Here is a 21777-nt window from a genome sequence, read left to right as displayed (position 1 = left end):
AATGAGTGCACTTTCTGGTGAAACCCACGTTGCCGTCATCGGTGCCGGGGCCATGGGTGCCGGCATCGCGCAGGTCGCGGCCCAGGCAGGCCACCCTGTGATGCTTTACGACACCCGCCCCGGCGCTGCAGCCGAGGGGCTGGCCGGTATCGACCGACAATTGTCACGGCTGGTGGAGAAAGGCAGGTTGCAAGCGGCTGAACACGCCGCCATCTGCAACCGGTTGCGCCCCGTCGATAGCCTGGAGGCGCTGGCCGATGCCGGCCTGGTGATCGAAGCGATCGTCGAGGACATGCAGGTCAAGCAGGCCTTGTTCCAGCAGCTGGAGTCGGAGTGCCGCAGCGACTGCATTCTCGCCAGCAATACCTCCTCCCTGTCCATCACCCGCCTGGCCTCCGGGCTGCAGCGCCCTGAGCAAGTGGTGGGCATGCACTTCTTCAACCCAGCCCCGCTGATGGCCCTGGTAGAGGTCGTTTCCGGCCTGGCTACCGCCCCGGATGTCGCCGCTGTCGTGCATGCCACGGCTCAAGCCTGGGGCAAACGCCCGGTGTATGCGCGCTCCACGCCAGGCTTCATCGTCAACCGGGTAGCACGGCCTTTTTATGCCGAAAGCCTGCGCCTGCTGCAGGAAGGTGCGGCCGACTGCGCCAGCCTCGATGCGGTGTTGCGCGAGGCCGGTGGCTTTCGCATGGGCGCCTTTGAACTCACCGACCTGATTGGGCATGACGTCAACTACGCCGTGACGTGCTCAGTGTTCGAGGCCTTCTATGGCGACCCTCGCTTTCAGCCATCCTTGGCGCAAAAAGAACTGGTGGATGCGGGCCGCCTGGGGCGCAAGAGCGGGCATGGCTTTTACAGCTACCACGAACAGGCCGAACGCCCCCAGCCCGCAGAACTGTGTAGCGATACGCCTGTGGACGCCTGCACCCTGGAAGGCCCGGCGGGCATCCTGCAGCCATTGATTGACCGCTTGCGCGCCGGTGGCGTTGCCGTCAACGGCCGCGCAGGCAGCGGCCTGCTTCGGGTTGGCGATGCGACCCTGGCACTGTCCGACGGGCGCCTGGCCAGCCAGCGCGCTCAAGAGGATGGCCTGCCGAACCTGGTATTGCTCGATCTTGCCTTCGACTATGCCACCGCCACCCGCCTTGCCATCAGCTGGTCGGCCGACATGTCCAACCTGGCGCTGGAACAGGCCGTGGCATTGCTGCAGCGTGCAGGTTTGCGCGTGACGCCGGTGGCCGACCTGCCTGGGCTGGTGGTGCTGCGCACCGTTGCCATGCTGGCCAATGAAGCGGCCGATGCCGTGTTGCAAGGGGTTGGCACAGCAGCGGACATCGACCTGGCCATGCGCGCAGGCGTCAACTATCCCTGCGGGCCACTGCAATGGGCGTCGGCCATTGGCCTGGCCAACACCTTGCAGGTGCTCGAGAACCTGCAGCATGCCTATGGCGAAACCCGTTACCGGCCCTCGCTGCTGCTGCGCCGTTGTACGGCCGAGGGAGGGTCTTTGCATGACTGATCACGAACTGGCACAGGCCTGCGCCCAGGCCATGTACGCCCGCGACCCCGCCAGTCAGGGCCTGGGCATCCGCCTTGAAGCCGTTGCCCCCGGGCGTGTCACCGTCAGCATGGCGGTGCGGGCCGACATGATTCAGGGCCACGGCACCTGCCACGGTGGCTTTCTGTTCGCCCTGGCGGACTCGGCGTTCGCGTTCGCCTGCAACAGCCATGACCAGGCCACCGTGGCCTTGGGCTGCAGCATTGATTACCTGGCACCTGCGCTGCGCGATGACGTGCTCACCGCCAGCGCCGAGGAAGTCAGCCGCAAGGGCCGCACGGGCCTGTACCACGTGCGCATAAGTAACCAGCACGGAGCGCTGGTGGCGATGTTCCATGGCAAATCCTACAAAGTGCGCGGCACCGTGCTGGCGCAGGAGAGCGAAGATGAATGAACACATGCCCGGCGATGCCTTGATCATCGACGCCATCCGCACCCCCATCGGCCGCTACGGCGGGGCCCTGAGCGGGATCAGGGCCGATGACCTTGCCGCCATACCACTCAAGGCCCTGATGCAGCGGCACCCGAGCCTAGACTGGCAGGCCGTCGACGATGTCATCCTTGGCTGCGCCAACCAGGCCGGCGAGGACAACCGCAACGTGGCGCACATGGCCAGCCTGCTGGCTGGCCTGCCGGTCGACGTGCCGGGCACTACCCTCAACCGGCTGTGCGGCTCGGGCCTGGATGCCATTGGCAACGCTGCCCGCGCTTTGCGCTGCGCAGAGGCCGGGCTGATGCTGGCAGGCGGTGTGGAGTCCATGTCGCGAGCGCCCTTCGTGATGGGTAAAGCCGAACACGCCTTTGGCCGTACAGCCGAACTGTACGACACCACCATCGGCTGGCGCTTCGTCAACCCGGCGCTCAAACAGGTATACGGCACCGACTCGATGCCGGAGACCGCCGAGAACGTAGCCGAGCAGTACGGCATTTCCCGCGCCGACCAGGATGCCTTCGCCCTGCGCAGCCAGCAAAAAGCCGCCGCCGCCCAGGCCCGCGGGCGCCTGGCACAGGAAATCGTGCCGGTCGAGGTTGCCCGGCGCAAAGGCCCGGCCCTGGTGGTGGAGCATGACGAACACGTGCGTGCCGAAACCACGCTCGAGCAGCTTGCTCGCCTGGGTACGCCGTTTCGCGAAGGCGGCACCGTCACGGCGGGCAATGCCTCGGGGGTCAACGACGGCGCCTGCGCGCTGCTGCTGGCCAGCCCCTCGGCGGCGCGCCGTCATGGGCTGAAGGCCCGTGGCCGTATCGTCGGCATGGCTGTCGCCGGCGTCGAGCCCAGGCTGATGGGCATCGGCCCGGTGCCCGCGACCCGCAAGGTGCTCGAACTGACCGGCCTGGCAATGGCAAGCATGGACGTCATCGAGCTCAACGAAGCGTTCGCCGCGCAGGGGCTGGCCGTGCTGCGCGAACTGGGCGTGGCGGACGACGACCCACGGGTAAACCGCAACGGCGGCGCCATTGCCCTTGGGCATCCGTTGGGCATGAGCGGTGCGCGGCTGGTGACCACGGCCCTGCACGAGCTTGAGGAAACCGCCGGGCGCTATGCCCTGTGCACCATGTGCATTGGGGTGGGCCAAGGCATCGCGATGGTCATCGAGCGCCTCTGAGCGCCCTGCGCCATCGCCGTGTTACCTAGCGGCGCGCAGCCCTATATGCTGCGCTTATTGCACTCACCGCCCAGTGCCCTGACCGAGGCTACGGCGTACAACAACAATTCGAGTGAAACCATGAACATGTACCATGATGCCGATCGTGCCCTGCTGGACCCCCTGGAAACCGCCAGTGTCGATGCCTTGCGCCAGCACCAGCTGACGCAGTTGCGCTGGAGCCTGAAGCACGCCTACGACAATGTCCCGTTGTACCGCCAGCGCTTTGCCGAATGCGGTGCTCACCCCGATGACCTGCGTTGCCTGGAAGACCTGGCGAAGTTCCCCTTCACCGGCAAAAGCGACCTGCGTGACAACTACCCCTACGGTATGTTCGCCGTGCCCCAGGAAGAGGTGGTGCGCCTGCATGCCTCCAGCGGCACCACCGGCAAGCCTACGGTGGTGGGCTACACCCAGAACGACATCGACACCTGGGCCAACGTGGTGGCCCGCTCCATCCGCGCTGCGGGTGGGCGCAAGGGTGACAAGGTTCACGTGTCCTACGGTTACGGCCTGTTCACCGGCGGGCTCGGCGCCCACTACGGGGCCGAGCGCCTGGGCTGCACGGTGATCCCCATGTCGGGTGGGCAGACCGAGAAGCAGGTGCAGCTGATTCGCGACTTCCAGCCCGACATCATCATGGTCACGCCGTCTTACATGCTCAACCTGGCCGACGAGATCGAGCGCCAGGGCATCGACCCGCACGCCCTGAAGCTGCGCCTGGGCATTTTCGGCGCCGAGCCATGGACCGACGAGCTGCGCCGGTCCATTGAACAGCGCCTGGGCATCCAGGCGCTGGACATCTATGGCCTCTCCGAAATCATGGGCCCCGGGGTGGCGATGGAATGCATCGAGACCAAGGATGGCCCGACCATTTGGGAAGACCACTTCTACCCCGAGATCATCGACCCGGTCACCGGTGCAGTGCTGCCTGACGGGCAGTTGGGCGAGCTGGTGTTCACCTCGCTGAGCAAGGAAGCCCTGCCCATGGTGCGCTACCGCACCCGCGACCTCACCCGGCTGCTACCCGGCACTGCCAGGCCGATGCGGCGCATCGGCAAGATCACCGGCCGCAGCGACGACATGCTCATCATCCGTGGGGTGAACGTATTCCCCACGCAGATTGAAGAGCAGGTGCTGAAAATAAAACAGCTTTCAGAGATGTATGAAATACACCTGTATCGCAATGGCAACCTGGACAGTGTCGAGGTGCACGTTGAGCTGCGCGCAGAATGCCAGCACCTCGACGACAGCCAGCGCACGTTGCTCACGGCCGAACTGGCGCGGCAGGTCAAGACCTACATCGGCATCAGCACCCAGGTGCGGTTGCAGCCATGCGGCACGCTCAAGCGTTCAGAAGGCAAGGCTTGCCACGTTTTTGACAAGCGGCTTGCCAGCTGACTAATCCAGCTGCCCCCGAGCCCCGGCCTGTTCGGGGCTTTTTTTTGCACGTCGTGCGCCCTGTGGGGCGGGCTTGCCCGCGAAAAGGGCGGAACCGATACAAAAATATCATTCGATACAACATAAACTGTTTGACGATGTATTATGTATCGCTTACAAATGACGCATGCCCCAGCAGGAGTCGCCCCCATGTACGCACAGCTAGTGGAAACCGGCGTCAAGCACGTCAAGGCCCTGGAAGAAATGTCCCCCGAAGAGCGGCATTTCCAGGAAAAGATCGACGCTGAAATCAAGATCGAGGCCAAGAACTGGATGCCCGAGGCCTACCGCCAAACGCTCATCCGACAGATCTCGCAGCACGCCCACTCAGAAATCGTCGGCATGCTCCCCGAAGGCAACTGGGTCACCCGCGCCCCCAGCCTCAAGCGCAAGCTGCAACTGATGGCCAAGATCCAGGATGAAGCCGGCCACGGGCTCTACCTGTACAGCGCCATGGAAACCCTGGGGGCCGACCGCGATGATGAAATCGCCAAGCTGCACAGCGGCAAGGCCAAGTACTCCAGCATCTTCAACTACCCCACCCTCAGCTGGGCCGACATGGGCGCCGTGGGCTGGCTGGTGGACGGCGCTGCCATCGTCAACCAGGTGGTGCTGCAGCGCACCTCCTATGGCCCCTACGCCCGGGCCATGGTGCGCATCTGCAAGGAAGAAAGCTTTCACCAGCGCCAGGGCTACGAAATCCTCCTGACCATGATGCGCCAGGGCACCCAGGCCCAACGGGACATGGTGCAGGACGCCATCAACCGCCTGTGGTGGCCGGCCCTGATGATGTTCGGCCCAAGCGACGAGCATTCGCCCAACAGCGCCCAGTCCATGGCCTGGAAAATCAAACGCCAGACCAACGACGAGCTGCGCCAGCGCTTCATCGACCAGACCGTGCCGCAACTCGAACTGCTGGGCTGCACTGCCCCGGACCCACACCTGAAATGGAACGCCGAGCGCGGCCATTACGACTTTGGCGACATTCAGTGGGACGAGTTCTACGAAGTGATCAAGGGCAATGGCCCCTGCAACCAGGAACGTGTGGCCACCCGGCGCCAGGCCATCGAAGGCGGCGCCTGGGTACGCGAGGCCGCGGTGGCCTATGCGCGCAAGCAGCAGAACAAGAACGCCGCCTGAGCGGCGAATGATGCGGAGATCGAAAATGTCTGTCTGGACCCTCTACGAAGTGTTCGTGCGCAGCAAGCACGGCCTGAACCACAAGCATGTGGGCAGCGTGCACGCCGCCGACGCGGCCATGGCCATGGAAAACGCCCGCGAGCTGTACACCCGTCGCAGTGAAGGCGTGAGCCTGTGGGTGGTGCCTTCGGCCTTGATCACCGCCTCTGCGGCGGATGAGAAGGACCCGCTGTTCGCCCCCGCCGATGACAAGGTGTACCGCCATGCCAGCTTCTATGAGCTGCCCGATGAAGTGGGGCACATGTGAGGTCCGCCATGCATACACAACCCCTGATTCCGTACTTGTTGCTGCTGGGCGACAGTGCCCTGGTGCAGGGCCAACGGCTGTGCGAATGGTGCGGGCGGGCACCGGCCATCGAGGAAGAACTCGCGCTGATGAATGTCGGCCTCGACCTGGTGGGCCAGGCCCGCAACTGGCTGGACTACGCCGCCGAGCTGCTGGGCGACGGTCGCGATGCCGATGACCTGGCCATGCGCCGCGACGAGCGCGCATACCGCAACCTGCTGCTGGTCGAGCAGCCCAATGGTGACTTCGCCGTCACCATGACCCGGCAGTTTTTTTACGACGCCTGGCACCATGCCGTGCTGCAGGGCCTGGCGGGTTCCAGCGACGCACGTATCGCTGGCATTGCGGCGAAGGCACTGAAAGAGGCGACCTACCACCTGCGCCGTTCCAGTGAATGGGTGCAGCGCCTGGGCGGCGGCACCGATGAAAGCCGCCGGCGCATGCTGGCCGCCATCACGCTGCTGTGGCGCTTCACCGTCGAATTGACCGCAGGCAGTGATGACGAAGTGCAGCTTGCCGAAGCGGGCGTGGCCGCAGACCCTGTCGCCGTGGCAAATGCCTGGCGCGAGCAGGTGGCCGCCACCTTCGCCGCCGTGGAGCTGCCCGTGCCCCAGCCTGCCAGCCATTTTTACCTGGATGGGCGCAAGGGCCTGCACACCGAGCACCTGGGCCTGTTGCTGGCCGAGATGCAGTTCCTGCCGAGGGCCTACCCCGATGCAACCTGGTGAGCTGATAGCCGGTGACCGCGGCGCCCGGGCCCTGCGCGAGGGTGACCTGGCCCGTGCCTGGGGCGTACTGGCCCAGGTCATGGACCCGGAGGTACCGGTTGTCAGCGTGGTGGACCTGGGCGTGGTGCGGGATGTGGCCTGGCGTGACGGGCACCTGCACCTGGTCGTGACCCCTACCTACTCCGGCTGCCCGGCCACGGAAGTGATCGAAGGCGATATCCGCCAGGCACTGGAGCAGGCCGGGTTCAGTGCGCCTGCGCTGGAGCGGCGCCTGACCCCGGCCTGGAGCAGCGACTGGATCAGCGAGCTGGGCCGCCAGCGCCTGCACGCCTATGGCATTGCCCCGCCCGAAGGCAGCACCAGCAAGGCCAGTTTGTTGGGCAAGCCGCCCGAGGTGCGCTGCCCGCAATGCGGCAGCGCCCATACCGAGCTGCTCAGCCAGTTCGGTTCCACGGCCTGCAAGGCGCTGTATCGCTGCCGCGCGTGCCTTGAGCCGTTCGACTATTTCAAATGCATTTGAGCCGTGGAGAGCACCATGAGCCAGTTTCACAGCCTGACCGTCAAGCAAGTGCGCACTGAGACCCGCGATGCGGTGTCCATCGTCTTCGACGTGCCCGAGCATCTGCAGGCGCAGTTTCGCTTCACCCAAGGTCAGTACCTGGTCATGCGTACGCAGCTGGATGACCAGGAGGTGCGCCGTTCCTATTCCATCTGCAGCGCTGTGCAGGACGGCGAGTTGCGGGTTGCGGTCAAGCGCGTGCCGGGCGGGCGCTTTTCGGCGTTTGCCAATGAAGTGCTGCAGCCCGGGCAGCAACTGGAGGTGATGCCGCCCGCCGGCAGCTTCTTCGTGTCGCTGGATCCAGCCCGCCACGGGCAGTACCTGGGTGTGGCGGCCGGCAGCGGTATCACGCCGTTGCTGTCCATCATCGCCACCACCCTGGCTACCGAGCCCCACAGCCGCTTTACCTTGCTGTACGGCAACCGCGCCAGCGCCAGTGCACTGTTCCGCGACAAGCTCGAAGACCTGAAAAACCAGTACCTCGACCGCCTCAACCTGATCTTCGTGTTCAGCCGCGAGCAGCAGGACGTGGACCTGTACAACGGCCGGATCGACGCAGACAAGTGCGGCCAGTTGTTTACCCGCTGGCTGGATGTGCCGGCCCTGGACGCCGCGTTCATCTGCGGGCCACAGGCCATGACCGAGACGGTGCGGGCCAGCCTGCAGGCCAATGGCATGGCCAAGGATCGCATCCACTTCGAACTGTTCGCCGCTGAAGGCAGCCACGCCCGCCGCCAGGCGCGGGCAGCGGCCCGCCAGGTGGACGCTGCCGTCAGCCATGTCACCGTGATCAGCGATGGCCGGGCGCTGGCCTTCGACTTGCCGCGCAACACCCAGAGCGTGCTGGATGCAGGCAATGCCATGGGTGCCGAGCTGCCGTATTCGTGCAAGGCCGGGGTGTGTTCCACCTGCAAGTGCCGCGTGGTCGAGGGCGAGGTGGAGATGGACAGCAACCATGCCCTGGAAGATTACGAAGTGGCCGCCGGGTATGTGCTTTCGTGCCAGACGTACCCGGTGAGCGACAAGGTAGTCCTCGATTTCGACCAGCTCTGAAACCGCGCCGCCTGCTTCGCGGGTAAACCCGCTCCCACAGATAAGGCGCTTGTGCAAACCCCTGTAGGAGCGGCGGTGCGGCAATCCGATTTACCCGCGAAGAGGCCCTGAGCAACACCGCAACACCTGCGTGACCTCAACAAAACAATTACAAAACCAAGAGATCGCTTGCCATGACCCCCGAGCACATAGAAAGCATCACCAATCACCCCGATTTCCAGCACCTGGTGCGGCGTAAGCGCCGCCTCAATGGCAGCCTGACCCTGACCATGCTGGTGATCTACTACGGCTTCGTGCTGCTGGTGGCCTTCTCCCCCAGCACCCTGGGCCAGTCCCTCAGTGGTGGTGTAACCACCGTCGGCATGCTGGTTGGGGTGCTCATGGTGCTGTTGTCCTTCGCCCTCACCGGCATTTATGTGCACCGCGCCAACCATGTGCTCGACCCGCTCAACGACAAGGTCCGCCAGGAGTGCGCACAATGAACTGGACAGCCATTTCGATGTTCATGGTGTTCGTCTGCTTCACCCTGCTGGTGACCCGCTGGGCTGCCCTGCGCACCCGCTCGGCCAGCGACTTCTACACTGCTGGCGGCGGCCTGACCGGCATGCAGAACGGCCTGGCCATCGCCGGGGACATGATCAGCGCGGCCTCGTTCCTGGGCATCTCGGCCATGATGTTCATGAACGGCTACGACGGGCTGCTGTACGCCCTGGGTGTGCTGGCAGGCTGGCCGATCATCCTGTTTCTGATCGCCGAACGGCTGCGCAACCTGGGCAAGTACACCTTTGCCGATGTGGTGAGCTACCGCCTGGCACAAACCCCCGTGCGCCTGACCTCCGCTTTCGGCACCCTGGTGGTGGCGCTGATGTACCTGGTCGCGCAGATGGTGGGGGCCGGCAAGCTGATCGAGTTGCTGTTCGGCATCAGCTACCTGTACGCGGTCATGCTGGTAGGTGTGCTTATGGTCGCCTATGTCACGTTTGGTGGCATGCTGGCCACCACCTGGGTGCAGATCATCAAGGCGGTGATGCTGCTGTCGGGCACCAGCTTCATGGCATTCATGGTGCTCAAACACTTTGGTTTCAGCACCGAGGCCATGTTCGCCAGTGCCGTGGCCGTGCACGCCAAGGGCCAGGCGATCATGGCGCCCGGGGGGTTGCTGTCCAACCCGATCGACGCCATTTCTCTGGGGCTGGGCATGATGTTCGGCACGGCCGGGCTGCCGCACATCCTCATGCGCTTCTTCACCGTCAGCGATGCCAAGGAAGCGCGCAAGAGCGTGTTCTACGCCACCGGCTTCATCGGCTACTTCTACCTGTTGCTGATCGTGATCGGCTTCGGCGCCATCGTCATGGTCGGTACAGAGCCTGCCTACCGTGATGCCGCTGGGGCCATCATCGGCGGCGGCAACATGGTGGCCGTCCACCTGGCCCAGGCCGTAGGCGGCAACCTGTTCCTGGGCTTCATCTCCGCCGTGGCCTTTGCCACCATCCTGGCGGTGGTGGCCGGCCTGGCCTTGTCGGGCGCTTCTGCCGTGTCCCACGACCTGTATGCGTGCGTGGTACGCCAAGGCAAGGCCACCGAGCAGGAAGAAATGCGCGTGTCGCGCATCGCCACGCTGATGATCGGCCTGCTCGCCGTCATCTTGGGCCTGCTGTTCGAATCGCAGAACATCGCCTTCCTTTCCGGGCTGGTACTGGCCGTGGCCGCCTCGGTCAACTTCCCGGTGCTGCTGCTTTCGATGTTCTGGAAAGGCCTCACCACCCGCGGTGCGGTGTGCGGCAGCATGGCCGGGCTGGTGTCGGCGGTACTGCTGGTGGTGCTGGGCCCTGCGGTGTGGGTGAACGTACTGCACCACGAGCAGCCGTTGTTCCCCTACAGCAACCCGGCGTTGTTTTCCATGAGCCTGGCGTTTCTGGGGGCCTGGGCATTCTCGGTAACTGACTCCTCCGAGCGTGCACGCGAGGAGCGCGGCCGCTACCTGGCCCAGTTCATCCGCTCCATGACCGGTATCGGCGCTGCCGGCGCCAGCAAGCATTGACAGCCAAGGCCTATCACCATGTCGGATAAAACAACAACAATGAACCGTACCCCCTTCATGCCAGCAGCGTGCCTGGCCGCCCTCGCCCTGCCTTTGCCGGCGTTTGCCGACTTCATCGGCGACAGCCATGCGCGGCTTGAACTGCGCAACCACTACATCAACCGCGACTTCAGGCAGGCCAACGCGCCCCAGGCCAAGGCCGAAGAATGGGCACAGGGTTTCACCGCCCGTGTGGAGTCGGGCTTCACCGAAGGCCCGATCGGGTTTGGCGTCGATGCCATGGGCCAGCTGGGCCTCAAGCTGGACAGCAGCCGCGATCGGCGTAACACCGGCCTGCTGCCCTTTGGCCCGCGCAGCCATGAACCGGTGGATGACTACAGCGAACTGGGCCTGACCGCAAAAGCCCGGGTGTCGAAAAGCACCCTGCGCCTGGGCACGCTGCAGCCGATATTGCCGGTGGTGGTGTTCAACGACACGCGGCTGCTGGCCTCCACCTTCCAGGGCGGCTTGCTCACCAGCCAGGAGCTGGACGGCCTGACCATAAATGCGGGCCGGCTGACCAAGGCCAACCTGCGCGATTCTTCAGGCCGCGATGATATCGGCTACGGCGCCGCCAGCAGCGACCACCTCGACCTGGCGGGCGGCAGCTATGCCATCACCCCGCAGACCAGCGTCAGCTACTACTACGCCAAACTGCAGGACATCTACCGCCAGGAGTTCATCGGTCTGGTCGACACTCGCCCCTTGGGCGAAGGGCTGAGCCTGCGCAGCGACCTGCGCTATTTCGACAGCCGCAGCGATGGCGCACAGCGTGCGGGCGAGATCGACAACCGCAACTTCAACGCCATGTTCACCCTGGGGGTACGTGCCCACAAGTTCACTGCCACCTGGCAACAGATGTCGGGGGGCAGCGCCTTCCCGTTCGTCAATGGCGGCGACCCGTTCACCGTGAACCTGGTCACCTACAACACCTTCACCCGCGCCGGGCTGGACTCCTGGCAACTGCGCTACGACTACGATTTCGTCGCGCTGGGCATCCCCGGTCTGAGTTTCATGACCCGCTACACCGATGGCCGCGGTGCACACACCGCCACCATCAGCAACGGCCGTGAGCGTGAGCGCGACACGGACCTCACCTATGTGATCCAGAGTGGCCCGTTCAAGGACGTGAGCCTGCGCTGGCGCAACGTCACCTTCCGCTCCGGCAACGGGCTGACCAATGCCGTTGACGAGAACCGCCTGATCATCGGCTACACCCTGGCGCTGTGGTAAGCGCGCCCCCTCACTTGACTCGCCTGGAGAAACGCATGTCTGCCGCCCCTACCCTGCAAAGCTTCATCGCCGGCCGCTGGCTGGGCCAACACGGTGCCCAGGCCCTGCGCAGCGCCCTTGACGGGCACACACTCGCCTACAGCCATGAGGAACGCCCCGACTTCGCCGAGGCTGTGGACTTCGCCCGCCAACGCGGGTTGCCCAGCCTGATGGGCATGGACTTCCAGCAGCGCGCTGCACGCCTCAAAGCCATCGCACTGTACCTGGCCGAACGCAAGGAACAGCTGTATGCCCTGTCTCACCACAGCGGCGCCACCCGCGCCGACAGCTGGATCGACATAGAAGGTGGTAATGCCACGCTGTTTTCCTATGCCGGTATCGGCAGCCGGGAGTTGCCGTCCGGCAATGTGCTGCACGAGGGCCCGGCCATGGCACTGGGCAAGCTCGGGCATTTTGCCGGCACCCATATCCTGGTGCCGCGTGCGGGTGTGGCGGTGCACATCAACGCCTTCAACTTCCCTATCTGGGGCATGCTGGAAAAGTTCGCGCCCACCTTCCTGGCTGGCATGCCGTGCATCGTCAAGCCAGCCACCTCGACCAGCTACCTGACCGAAGCGGTGGTCCGCCTGATGCAGGCCTCCGGGCTTCTGCCCGAAGGCAGCCTGCAACTGGTGGTCGGCAGCACCGGCGACCTGCTCGATCGCCTGCAAGGGCAGGACGTGGTGACGTTCACCGGCTCCGCAGACACCGCCGCCAAGCTGCGCGTCACCCCTAACCTGATACGCCACTCGGTACCGTTCACCGCCGAGGCCGATTCGCTCAACTGCGCCATTCTTGGGCCCGACGTCAGCCCGGACAGCGAGGCATTCGAGCTGTACATCAAGGAGGTGGTGCGCGAAATGACCACCAAGGCCGGCCAGAAATGCACCGCTATCCGCCGCGCCATCGTACCGGCCAGGCATATCGACGCCGTTGCCACGCGCCTGCGTGAGCGCCTGGCCAAGGTGGTGGTCGGTGACCCTTCGGTGGAGGGCGTGCGCATGGGCGCCCTGGCGTCTCATGACCAGCAGCGCGATGTGGCCGAGCGTGTGCGCAGCCTGTTGCACAGTTGCGATCAGCTGTTCGGGGCCAGCGACGGGTTCGCCCCCCGCGGCGAAGGCGTTGCCGAAGGCGCATTCTTCGCGCCGACCTTGCTCCAGGCCCGCGACCCCCATGCCGAAGGCGGCGCCCACGACATCGAGGCCTTCGGCCCGGTGAGCACGCTGATGGCCTACCACGACCTGGACGAAGCCCTGGCCCTCGCGGCCCGTGGCAAGGGCAGCCTGGTGGCCACCCTGGTGACCAGCGATCGCGCAGTGGCAGCCAAGGCGGTTCCCGTCGCAGCCGCCTGGCATGGCCGGCTGCTGGTGCTGGACAGCGAAGCGGCCAAGGAATCCACCGGCCACGGCTCGCCACTGCCGCAACTCAAGCATGGCGGGCCTGGGCGCGCCGGTGGCGGTGAAGAACTGGGCGGCCTGCGCGCGGTCAAGCATTACCTGCAACGCGCCGCCGTGCAGGGCTCACCGAGCATGCTCAGCGCAGTCACCGGAGAGTATGTGCGTGGCGGCAAAGTGATCGAAACAGAGGTGCACCCTTTCCGCCGCTATTTCGAACAGCTGCAAATCGGTGAGTCGCTACTGACCCACCGGCGCACGGTCACCGAAGCCGACCTGGTCAACTTCGGTTGCCTGTCGGGCGATCATTTCTACATGCATTTCGACGAGATTGCCGCCAAGGCCTCGCAGTTTGGCAAGCGCATTGCTCATGGCTATTTCGTGTTGTCGGCCGCCGCCGGGCTGTTCGTCTCCCCTGGAGAAGGGCCCGTGCTGGCCAACTATGGCCTGGACACCCTGCGCTTCATCAACCCGGTAGGCATCGGCGATACCATCCAGGCGCGCCTGACCTGCAAGCGCAAGATCGACCAGGGCAAGACCAGCCCGCTGGGCCAACCCCAGGGGGTGGTGGCCTGGGATGTGGAGGTGACCAACCAGCTGGGGGAAGTGGTTGCCAGTTACGACATCCTGACGCTGGTGCTCAAGCAGCCTGTATAAGCGGCGGCGGCCATCGTGGCGCCGAGCCGTGCGCCGCGACGGCTGCACAAGCGATTTAGCAAGGTGGTGGCCTTTGGCTATTTAGTACATCCGTCCTAATCGCCCCGCCTGACTCGTGGGTTTATAGTCCGGGGATAACACCGCCAAGGAAGCTTCTTAATGACCCCCTTCAAACTGCTTATCAGTGCTGCCATCCTGGTCGGCGTGGCCGGCTGCCAGACTGTCAAGCCTTCTGACGATACCCTCAAGCAACGTACCGAACTGGTGCTGAACACCAAGGTTTCCCGGATCGCGGACGTGCGCAACGACAGCACCATTACCTATTACACAGCAGCCACTGGCAAAGGACGATTCGAGTGTCAGATCCCGAGCGGCGCCCTGGTGGCGGTGGCGGGGATGGGTATCTACCAACCTTCACCCAGCTGCGTGAAGGAAGGCGAAACCCCGAGGCTGCAGTAGCAGCTGATACAGCGCTGGTTTAACCGACCGGCGCCGCCGAACCTTCGCGCAACGTGCGCAGGGCGGCCCGCAGCTCGGCTGGGCGCACGGGTTTGGACAATACCGCGATGTCGCGACCCTGCACCACTGCCTGGATTCTGTCCGGGTCATGGCCGGTCATGATCAGCGCTGGCACGGCCCACCCCCGCTGCGCCCGCAACCGTTCAATGCAATCCACACCGGTCGCCTCTTGTCCCAGGTCATAGTCCGCCACGATCACGTCGCAGTCACGGTTGGTGACCTGCGCCGAACTGTGCGCAGCCACCTCGCACCCCCAGCGCTGCAGCAGCCCGGTGGTCGCGCGCAACACGTTATGGTCATCCTCGATCAGGCACACCCGCAAGCCGCTCAGCATGCCGGGCGCTGCCAGTGCCTGTTCGGTAACGGCCTTTTGGGTTTGCGCAGCCAGGCGCGGCAAGCCTTGCAGTGCCATTGTGGTGCCATGCCCCGGCCGCGAGCGCAATTGCACGTGCAAACCCATCAACCGGCCCAGCCTGCGCACAATCGACAGGCCCAGCCCCACGCCTTCGATGTCCTTGTCACGCACCTGCCGTACCCGATAGAACTCTTCGAACACCAGCGCCTGGTGCGCCGGGTCGATACCCCTGCCCTGGTCGCAGATGACAATGGCCAGCCCGTTACCACAGCGCCTTACGGCAATCAGCAGTGGGCGTTGCGCGGCGTACTTGAAGCTGTTGGACAGCACGTTCTGCACCATGGTGGCCAGCATGCCGCGGTCAGCCCGTGTCCAGTGGGTGCAGGGGCGCAGGCGCATGTCCACGCCGGCCCACCGGGCTGCTTCGGCGTTCTGGCGCAACAGCTCGGCCAGAAATTCGCCCAGCGCAAAGGTTTCGTAGCGAGGCTGCACACGGCCGTTGTCCAGGGTGTACAGGTCCAGAATCGAACGGAACAGCTGCGACACGTTCAACAGCGAGCGGTCGATGCTGTCCACCAAGCTGCGCTCTTCTTCCCCCAGCCGTGCCTCGCGCAGGCACGCCGTGAACAGGCTGATGGAGTGAATCGGCTGGCGCAGGTCATGGCTGGCCTGGGCCAGAAAACGCGATTTTTCGCGGTTGGCCGCCGCCGCCTGCTCCGACGCCTTGCGGGTGCGCTCCAGCAGCAAGTGGGCGTAGCCGGGTATCACCGTGCTGGTGACCAGCAGCATCAGCACCATGAACGGGTTGGCCTGCCAGTACGGGGTAATCTGGTACACGGCCAGCAGCGCCACCAGCGCAAGGCCAGTGGCAATCGCCAGGTAGCGCGAGCCAAAGCGCATGCCGTTGCCCAGGTTCACCCACACCATCACTGCATACAGCGGCAATGCGGGCTCGCCGCCTACCACAAGGCCAAAGCAGGTGCCGGTGTAGTCATGCACCATGCCCAGCACCCGCCGCCAGGGGTAGTGGCCGGGCCAGCGGGCGATGGCCTGGCGCAAAGCCACCGACACCAACAGAAAAATGAAAATGTAGCAGCTTACGATGAGATGGACGCCAGGCGTGCTGCCGGGCAGAAACACCAGCAGGCTGACGTACACCAGTGCACAACTGCCCACCACCAGGCGCAGGTTGGCTTGGTCCAGTTCGTTGTTCTTGTCCAGTTCCATGGGCATTGTCCTTTTCGTGCGGCTACTTCGTGCGGGCGCGAGCAGGCCCTTCGGGGAGGGCATGCTAAGTTAACATGGTTGGATCCAACCGCGGCCATAGGGAGTTGCCAGGCGTGAAGTGTCGCATCATTGTGGCGGATGACCATCCGCTGTTCAGGGAAGCCATGGTGCGCACCGTGCAGCGCGTGCTGCCGGGTGCTTGCGTGGAAGAAGCAGGGAGGCTGGACGAGGTGATCGCCCTGGCCGTGGTCGGGGACGTGCCAGACACGCTGATACTGGACCTGCGTTTCCCTGGTTTGGCAGACGTCGCCAGCCTGGCGCAGCTGCGCCGGCAGTGGCAGCGCACTACGTTGATCATCGTGTCCATGGTCGATGACCCGGTGATCATCGAGCAGGTCATGGCCACGGGCGTGGACGGGTTTATTGGCAAGAGCCTGGGCGCTGATGAAATCGGGGCGGCCATCCTGGCCATTCGCCAGGGCGATGTGCTGGTTCGGTACCTGCCTTCAGGGTTCCTGCCCAGCCTCGACGCCGAGCAGGGGGTGGAGCAGCTCACCCAGCGTCAGCAGGAAGTGCTGCAACTCATTGCCCAAGGCAAGACCAACAAGGAAATCGCCAAGGAATTGGACATCTCGCCGTTTACCGTGCGCATCCATGTGTCATCACTGTTGAAAGCGTTGAACGTCAGCTCCCGCACCGCGGCCGCAGTCAAGTACACCGGCAGTTGAACCGTTGGTCCGGGTTGAGCCAACTGACGGGGACCTCTCACACGTTAAGCGCTTCTCACACTATGAGAGGTCATCGGTGGCTTGGCCTCTCACTCCTGTGTTGGCCCGCCCATAGGCGGGCCCTTTTACCCGGACGGAGGGCGCAAACATGAGCACCAGGCACTGGATGGGTGGCGGTAACGTGCAGGATGATTGGCCGGAACTCGAGCCAGACCTGCGTAACGACCGTGTGGATGACCCTGACACAGACCCTGGCATAACGGATGACGAGCAAAACCCGCCAGCCGTGCCTGCCAGTGAGCCCGAGTCAGGGGCCTGACAGGGCGGTATTAAAGGTGGTTTCAGGCAGTGGTCGCCGGGTCTTCAACTGACTGGTTGGGCTTGCTGCCTGAAATACGCCAGCTCACGTCGGTGACGCCGTACCGCTCAGCCATTGGCCGGCTGACCTTGCGGATTTTCTCGCGCCCGAATTTCGGGATGATGCCAATCCCGGCATCACAGCTTGCCCAGTGCCACGCCTCTGCATTGTCCATGCGCTCCAGGCGGATGATGAAACTGCGCAGCTCCCCGTGAAGCTTGTAGTCGATGATGTACAGCTGGGGACTAGGCATCGCTCGACCCTCCTCTTTTCCATGGATGACTCAAGGATGGAGTGCTGGGGCGGGCCAAAAATTCCATCGGATGTGAGGCCTGGGCAGCACAGTAGACTCGGCGCTCCATGGCGCCAAAAACTTGCGGGCCAACCATTGGCGTAAAATCAGAGCGCTCGCGAATCCTAAGGTGCAGTGCCTATAATGGCCGCCTTCCTGCCCGGCGATGCGTCGATGGGCTGTCTGTCAGGTCTGTACAAGGCACCGCCATGAAGTCGACCGCTAACCAGCCCGCCGCGCCCCACCCGTCGAATCTCAGCCCCAGCCACCTGGACTTCCCCGTGGTCGGCATCGGCGCCTCGGCGGGTGGCATGGAGGCCATCTGCACACTGTTCCGGCAAATGCCGGCTGACTCCGGCATGGCCTTTGTCATCGTGCTGCACCTGTCGCCCGACCATCAAAGCGTCGCCGACCGCATCATCCAGGAAACCACCAGCATGCCCGTGCGCCAAGTCACCGAGCCGGTGCCTATCGAGCGCAACCACGTCTACGTCATTTCGCCTGCCAATCGGCTGTCGACCAACGACGGTTACCTGCGTGTAGCACCGGCCAACCGACGCCGCGGCGATCACGTGGCGATCGACCTGTTTTTCCGTGACCTGGCCGATGTGCACAAGGACCATGCGTTCTGCGTGGTGTTGTCCGGTACCGGCGCGGACGGCGCGGTGGGGCTCTCGCGTATCAAGGAGCAAGGCGGCGTGACCCTGGTGCAGAGCCCGGACGATGCGCAATACGACAGCATGCCCCGGGCCGCCATAGAGACCGGCCTGGTGGATGTGGTGCTGCCGGCTGCGGAACTGGCGCAGAAACTCATGGAGCTGTGGCACAACGCCTGCCAGGTGAAGCTGCCCCGCATTGACGACGACACGCTGCCACCTGCCTTGGGTACTCGGGCAGGCGACCCGCAAGCCTCCGAGCCCCTGCTTGAGGAGATACTGCTGCAACTGCGCAGCGTCACCGGCCACGACTTCCAGCATTACAAACGCGCGACCGTGCTGCGCCGTATCGAACGGCGCCTGCACGTGACCGGTCAGCCCGACTTGGCCGCCTACCTGCATTACCTTGAGGAACACCAGGACGAGTCGGCAGCCCTGCTCGCCGACATGCTGATTGGCGTTACCAATTTCTTCCGCGACCGGGAAGCCTTCGAGGCCCTGGAGCGGCACGTGTTGCCACAGCTGGTCAGCGAACCGGACCCCTGCGAAGGTGCAGGCGAGATTCGCATCTGGTCTGCCGGCTGCTCCACCGGCGAAGAAGCGTACAGCCTGGCCATCCTTGCCTGCGAGCAACTTGCCGTGGAACAGCGCGCCAGCCAGGTGCAGGTGTTCGCCACCGACCTGGACGAACGGGCCATCGTCAATGCCCGCCAGGGGTCGTACCCGGAATCGATCGTGACCGACGTGCCGCCTTCCCGGCTACGCCAGTTCTTCGTCAGGGAAGACCAGCACTACCACGTGCGCAAGGAAATCCGCGAGAAGGTACTGTTTGCGCGGCACAACCTGCTGTCTGATCCACCGTTCTCGCAGTTGAACCTGATCGTCTGCCGCAACCTGCTCATCTACCTGGACCGGGAGATTCAGAAGGACATCCTGCGGATGTTCCATTTTGCCCTGCGCCCGGGCGGCTTCCTGTTTCTGGGCACATCCGAGTCCGCCGAGCTCGCCAGTGAGCTGTTTGCCGTGGTCGACAAACGCAACCGTATTTACCGCGCGCGCGAAGTCAACCATGGCAACCCGCGTTCCGGGCGCCAGTTGACGGGGGCCGACCTGCCCAACCTGCAGGTGCGTATTCCAGGCAAGGCAAAAGCAGCACGCAAGCCTGATTTCGCCGAAGTGCACCATCGGGCGTTGGCGCGATGCACCCCACCCAGCCTCATCATCGACGGCGAAGGCACCATCCTGCACCTGAGTGAAGGGGTTGGCCGCTACATGCAGCTAGGTGGCGGCGAGCTGAGCCGTAACCTGCTCAACCTGGTGTTGCCCAGCTTGCGCCTGGCCCTGCGCAGTTCGTTATTCCAGGCACGCCAGGGTAGCGAAGCCGTCACTTCCCGGCCGGTTGACCTGGGCGAAGGTGAACAGCGCTCCCAGGTGGAAATAACGGTTCAGCCCCACAAGGATGAGTTCAGCACCGGCGAGTACCTGCTGGTGGTGTTCGACGAGCGCGCGCCAGACCTGTCGCTACCGCTGCCGGGCGCCATCCGCCAAACCGACAGCATGGTGCTGAACAACCTTGAGCGCGAGCTGCAGCGCACGCGCCTGCAATTGCAGGAAACCATTGAGCAGTCGGAAGTTTCCAGCGAAGAGCTGACCGCTTCCAACGAAGAGATGCAGGCGATCAACGAAGAGCTGCGCTCGGCCAGCGAAGAGCTGGAAACCAGCAAGGAAGAGCTGCAGTCCATCAACGAAGAACTGCTGACGGTCAATTACGAGCTGAAGAACAAGGTCGAGGAAACCGACAAGGTCAACGACTACCTGAGTAACCTGATCGCCAGTACCGATATCGCCACGGTGTTTGTCGACCGCAACCTGCACATCCGCTGGTTCACCCCCCGCGCCACCGACCTGTTCAACATGCTGCCGGTGGACACAGGCCGCTCCCTGCTCGACATCACCCACCGGCTGGACTACCCCGCCTTGGGGGATGATGCCCGGGCCGTGGTCAAAGGCGAGCACATCATCGAGCGGGAAATTGGCGGCAAGGACCAGCACTGGTACCTGGCGCGGTTGCTGCCCTACCGGTCCAGCGAAAAGAAGATCGACGGCGCGGTACTCACCTTCATCGATATCAGCAAGAGCCGCGCCGCCGAAGAGCGCGTACGCCTGGGCGAAGAGCGCATGCGGGTGGTGGCCGAAAGCACCCATGAATTTGCCATCATTCTGTTGGACGAACAGGGCCTGATCACCGACTGGAACACCGGTGCCACGCTGATTTTCGGCCACAGCAAGGCCGAGGTGATGGGCCAGCACTACCAGCTCATCTTCACTGAAGAAGACTGCCAGCACGGTGTGCCCGAGCACGAACTGCACGCCGCCCGGGTGAATGGCCGGGGCCAGGACGAGCGTTGGCATGTGCGCAAGGACGGCAGCCGCTTCTTTTCCAGCGGTGAAATCTCGCGCCTCAAAAGCAGCTCCTTGCGCGGCTTCGTCAAGATCGCCCGCGACCTCACCGGCCTCAAACGCCTGCACGACGAGCAGAGCAAGCAGCTGGCCGAGTCGCAGAGCAACAGCCACCTGAAGGACGAGTTCTTCGCCATCATGTCGCACGAGCTCAAGCACCCGCTCAACCTCATCCAGCTCAACGCCGAGATCCTTCGGCGCTTGCCATCTGTGGTGCACATGGGCGCTGCGAGCAAGGCGGTGGCGACCATCCGTGATGCGGTCACCAGCCAGGCACGTATCATCGATGACCTGCTGGATGTGGCGCGCATTCGCACCGGCAAGCTCAAACTCAAGACCGAGCCCGTGGACGTGTCGGCCATCGTGCAAGGCATCCACGCCGTGGTGGTGAGTGAGCAGCCGGCCTCAGGCGTACTGCTGGAGCTGCCAGCCGACGGTTTGCCGCTGTATATCGACGGCGACAACACCCGCCTGGAACAGGTGATCTGGAACCTGTTGAACAACGCCATCAAGTTCAGCCCGCCCGGCAGCCCGATCCGCCTGGCGCTCAGCCACGACGAGGCGAACGTGTCGCTGCGCGTCATCGACCAGGGCATCGGCCTCACGCCAGATAGCCTGGAACACATCTTCGACCTGTTCAGCCAGGCTGCACCCCAAGGGGGGCATCCGGCCCGCGAGGGCCTGGGCATCGGGCTGTCGCTGGTGCGGCAACTGGTCGAAGCCCACGGCGGCACTGTGCATGCGCAGTCGGCTGGCATCGGCCAGGGGTGCACCTTTACCGTTACCCTGCCCTTGGCGCACGCCGGCCAGGCCACACCGGTGGCACCCAGCGACCCCGACACCGATGGCCGGCTGACCGGCATCCATGTGTTGCTGGTGGACGATTCGCCGGAGGTGCTGGATGTAATGCAGCAGTTGCTGGAAATGGAATGCGCCCGGGTAAGTGCCTTCACTGACCCGCAGCAGGCCCTGGCGGCCGCGCAAACGGGGAATTACGACATGATCCTGTCCGATATCGGTATGCCGGTGATGGATGGCCATGCACTGATTCGGGCACTCCGTGCGCTGGACCATCTCAAGCATGTGCCGGCAATTGCCCTGACGGGCTACGGGGCCAGCGCCGACCAGCACAAGTCCCGGCAATCCGGGTTCGACCGCCACCTGAACAAGCCGGTTGGCTACGACGAATTGGTAGAGGCTATCGAAAACTTGCACGGATCGGTGCCGTACTGACCGTTCGTCGGGATTGACGTGCCCTCAAGACACCAATGTGTGTCTCCTGGTGACTAATTCCTCATAGGAATATGCG

General features: G+C 64.1%; 18 protein-coding genes and 1 pseudogene. 17 read left to right on the top strand and 2 right to left on the bottom strand.

The features are described 5' to 3' along the window. Position 1 precedes the first annotated feature (1 nt). The 14 genes and pseudogenes from paaH to IAE38_RS12730 all read left to right on the top strand — a co-directional run bounded on the left by paaH (position 2) and on the right by IAE38_RS12730 (position 14332). Positions 2-1519: a 3-hydroxyacyl-CoA dehydrogenase PaaH gene (gene paaH / locus IAE38_RS12795; RefSeq protein ID WP_201217847.1), complete on the top strand. Its 1518-nt coding sequence runs from the start codon at positions 2-4 to the stop codon at positions 1517-1519. Next, positions 1512-1952, top strand: a complete 441-nt coding sequence (gene paaI, locus IAE38_RS12790; RefSeq protein WP_201217846.1) for a hydroxyphenylacetyl-CoA thioesterase PaaI — start codon at positions 1512-1514, stop codon at positions 1950-1952. The genes paaH and paaI overlap by 8 nt, the downstream gene beginning before the upstream one ends. Next, positions 1945-3165 carry a 3-oxoadipyl-CoA thiolase gene (gene pcaF / locus IAE38_RS12785; protein ID WP_201217845.1) on the top strand — a complete coding sequence of 407 codons (1221 nt, stop codon included), beginning with the start codon at positions 1945-1947 and terminating at the stop codon, positions 3163-3165. The genes paaI and pcaF overlap by 8 nt, the downstream gene beginning before the upstream one ends. Before the next feature lie 120 nt (positions 3166-3285). After that, on the top strand, positions 3286-4605 hold the full coding sequence (gene paaK, locus IAE38_RS12780) for a phenylacetate--CoA ligase PaaK (protein ID WP_028633992.1): 1320 nt from the start codon (positions 3286-3288) through the stop codon (positions 4603-4605). Between the two features lie 189 nt (positions 4606-4794). Further along, entirely contained in the window at positions 4795-5784 is a 990-nt protein-coding gene (paaA, locus tag IAE38_RS12775) for a 1,2-phenylacetyl-CoA epoxidase subunit PaaA (protein ID WP_028633993.1), read from the top strand. Between the two features lie 25 nt (positions 5785-5809). Beyond that, positions 5810-6091 (top strand): 1,2-phenylacetyl-CoA epoxidase subunit PaaB, encoded by a 282-nt coding sequence (gene paaB, locus IAE38_RS12770; protein ID WP_028633994.1) that lies wholly within the window; start codon positions 5810-5812, stop codon positions 6089-6091. An 8-nt stretch (positions 6092-6099) separates the two neighbouring features. Next, on the top strand, positions 6100-6858 hold the full coding sequence (gene paaC / locus IAE38_RS12765) for a 1,2-phenylacetyl-CoA epoxidase subunit PaaC (RefSeq protein ID WP_201217843.1): 759 nt from the start codon (positions 6100-6102) through the stop codon (positions 6856-6858). Then, positions 6845-7378 carry a 1,2-phenylacetyl-CoA epoxidase subunit PaaD gene (paaD, locus tag IAE38_RS12760; RefSeq protein WP_028633996.1) on the top strand — a complete coding sequence of 178 codons (534 nt, stop codon included), beginning with the start codon at positions 6845-6847 and terminating at the stop codon, positions 7376-7378. Before paaC ends, paaD begins: the two co-directional genes overlap by 14 nt. A 15-nt stretch (positions 7379-7393) precedes the next feature. Then, entirely contained in the window at positions 7394-8470 is a 1077-nt protein-coding gene (gene paaE, locus IAE38_RS12755; RefSeq protein WP_201217841.1) for a 1,2-phenylacetyl-CoA epoxidase subunit PaaE, read from the top strand. A 173-nt stretch (positions 8471-8643) separates the two neighbouring features. Next, entirely contained in the window at positions 8644-8952 is a 309-nt protein-coding gene (locus tag IAE38_RS12750; protein WP_028633998.1) for a DUF485 domain-containing protein, read from the top strand. Further along, a pseudogene (locus tag IAE38_RS12745) lies at positions 8943-10511 on the top strand (cation acetate symporter); the annotation flags it as partial. The gene IAE38_RS12750 and the pseudogene IAE38_RS12745, both read left to right, overlap by 10 nt. A gap of 39 nt (positions 10512-10550) precedes the next feature. After that, a complete protein-coding gene (locus tag IAE38_RS12740) occupies positions 10551-11783 on the top strand; it encodes an OprD family porin (protein WP_201217840.1) in 1233 nt (410 codons plus the stop codon). Between the two features lie 35 nt (positions 11784-11818). Beyond that, a complete protein-coding gene (gene paaZ / locus IAE38_RS12735; RefSeq protein ID WP_201217839.1) occupies positions 11819-13873 on the top strand; it encodes a phenylacetic acid degradation bifunctional protein PaaZ in 2055 nt (684 codons plus the stop codon). A gap of 159 nt (positions 13874-14032) precedes the next feature. After that, positions 14033-14332: a hypothetical protein gene (locus IAE38_RS12730; RefSeq protein ID WP_201217838.1), complete on the top strand. Its 300-nt coding sequence runs from the start codon at positions 14033-14035 to the stop codon at positions 14330-14332. Positions 14333-14351: 19 nt separating this feature from the next. On the opposite strand, the gene IAE38_RS12725 is transcribed toward IAE38_RS12730, so the two are convergent. Beyond that, a complete protein-coding gene (locus tag IAE38_RS12725; RefSeq protein ID WP_201163329.1) occupies positions 14352-15974 on the bottom strand; it encodes an ATP-binding response regulator in 1623 nt (540 codons plus the stop codon). Positions 15975-16087: 113 nt separating this feature from the next. Here IAE38_RS12725 and IAE38_RS12720 point away from each other — a divergent pair, with 113 nt between their 5' ends. Continuing rightward, positions 16088-16702, top strand: coding sequence for a LuxR C-terminal-related transcriptional regulator (locus IAE38_RS12720; RefSeq protein ID WP_201163328.1), 615 nt, complete (start codon positions 16088-16090; stop codon positions 16700-16702). A gap of 148 nt (positions 16703-16850) precedes the next feature. Continuing rightward, positions 16851-17021 (top strand): hypothetical protein, encoded by a 171-nt coding sequence (locus tag IAE38_RS12715; RefSeq protein WP_201217880.1) that lies wholly within the window; start codon positions 16851-16853, stop codon positions 17019-17021. Between the two features lie 22 nt (positions 17022-17043). On the opposite strand, the gene IAE38_RS12710 is transcribed toward IAE38_RS12715, so the two are convergent. Continuing rightward, entirely contained in the window at positions 17044-17313 is a 270-nt protein-coding gene (locus IAE38_RS12710) for a DUF6555 family protein (RefSeq protein WP_028634005.1), read from the bottom strand. 248 nt (positions 17314-17561) lie between these two features. Between IAE38_RS12710 and IAE38_RS12705 the strand changes: the two genes are divergently transcribed. Further along, a complete protein-coding gene (locus tag IAE38_RS12705) occupies positions 17562-21701 on the top strand; it encodes a CheR family methyltransferase (RefSeq protein WP_201217835.1) in 4140 nt (1379 codons plus the stop codon). The last annotated feature ends 76 nt before the right edge of the window (positions 21702-21777 follow it).

This window comes from Pseudomonas sp. S32 (assembly GCF_016648095.1).
GTDB lineage: Bacteria > Pseudomonadota > Gammaproteobacteria > Pseudomonadales > Pseudomonadaceae > Aquipseudomonas > Aquipseudomonas parafulva.
The sequence above is the reverse complement of the archived record's forward strand: the minus strand, read 5'-3'. Positions and strand labels throughout refer to the sequence as shown.

Bases quoted from the DNA above. Each gene is read 5' to 3' on its own strand.
- paaH (WP_201217847.1), top strand. From the start codon at position 2: ATGAGTGCACTTTCTGGTGAAACCCACGTTGCCGTCATCGGTGCCGGG.
- IAE38_RS12750 (WP_028633998.1), top strand. From the start codon at position 8,644: ATGACCCCCGAGCACATAGAAAGCATCACCAATCACCCCGATTTCCAG.
- paaI (WP_201217846.1), top strand. From the start codon at position 1,512: ATGACTGATCACGAACTGGCACAGGCCTGCGCCCAGGCCATGTACGCC.
- IAE38_RS12740 (WP_201217840.1), top strand. From the start codon at position 10,551: ATGAACCGTACCCCCTTCATGCCAGCAGCGTGCCTGGCCGCCCTCGCC.
- paaC (WP_201217843.1), top strand. From the start codon at position 6,100: ATGCATACACAACCCCTGATTCCGTACTTGTTGCTGCTGGGCGACAGT.
- pcaF (WP_201217845.1), top strand. From the start codon at position 1,945: ATGAATGAACACATGCCCGGCGATGCCTTGATCATCGACGCCATCCGC.
- paaA (WP_028633993.1), top strand. From the start codon at position 4,795: ATGTACGCACAGCTAGTGGAAACCGGCGTCAAGCACGTCAAGGCCCTG.
- IAE38_RS12725 (WP_201163329.1), bottom strand. From the start codon at position 15,974: ATGGAACTGGACAAGAACAACGAACTGGACCAAGCCAACCTGCGCCTG.
- IAE38_RS12705 (WP_201217835.1), top strand. From the start codon at position 17,562: ATGAAGTCGACCGCTAACCAGCCCGCCGCGCCCCACCCGTCGAATCTC.
- paaB (WP_028633994.1), top strand. From the start codon at position 5,810: ATGTCTGTCTGGACCCTCTACGAAGTGTTCGTGCGCAGCAAGCACGGC.
- paaZ (WP_201217839.1), top strand. From the start codon at position 11,819: ATGTCTGCCGCCCCTACCCTGCAAAGCTTCATCGCCGGCCGCTGGCTG.
- paaE (WP_201217841.1), top strand. From the start codon at position 7,394: ATGAGCCAGTTTCACAGCCTGACCGTCAAGCAAGTGCGCACTGAGACC.
- IAE38_RS12730 (WP_201217838.1), top strand. From the start codon at position 14,033: ATGACCCCCTTCAAACTGCTTATCAGTGCTGCCATCCTGGTCGGCGTG.
- paaD (WP_028633996.1), top strand. From the start codon at position 6,845: ATGCAACCTGGTGAGCTGATAGCCGGTGACCGCGGCGCCCGGGCCCTG.
- IAE38_RS12715 (WP_201217880.1), top strand. From the start codon at position 16,851: ATGAGCACCAGGCACTGGATGGGTGGCGGTAACGTGCAGGATGATTGG.
- IAE38_RS12710 (WP_028634005.1), bottom strand. From the start codon at position 17,313: ATGCCTAGTCCCCAGCTGTACATCATCGACTACAAGCTTCACGGGGAG.
- paaK (WP_028633992.1), top strand. From the start codon at position 3,286: ATGAACATGTACCATGATGCCGATCGTGCCCTGCTGGACCCCCTGGAA.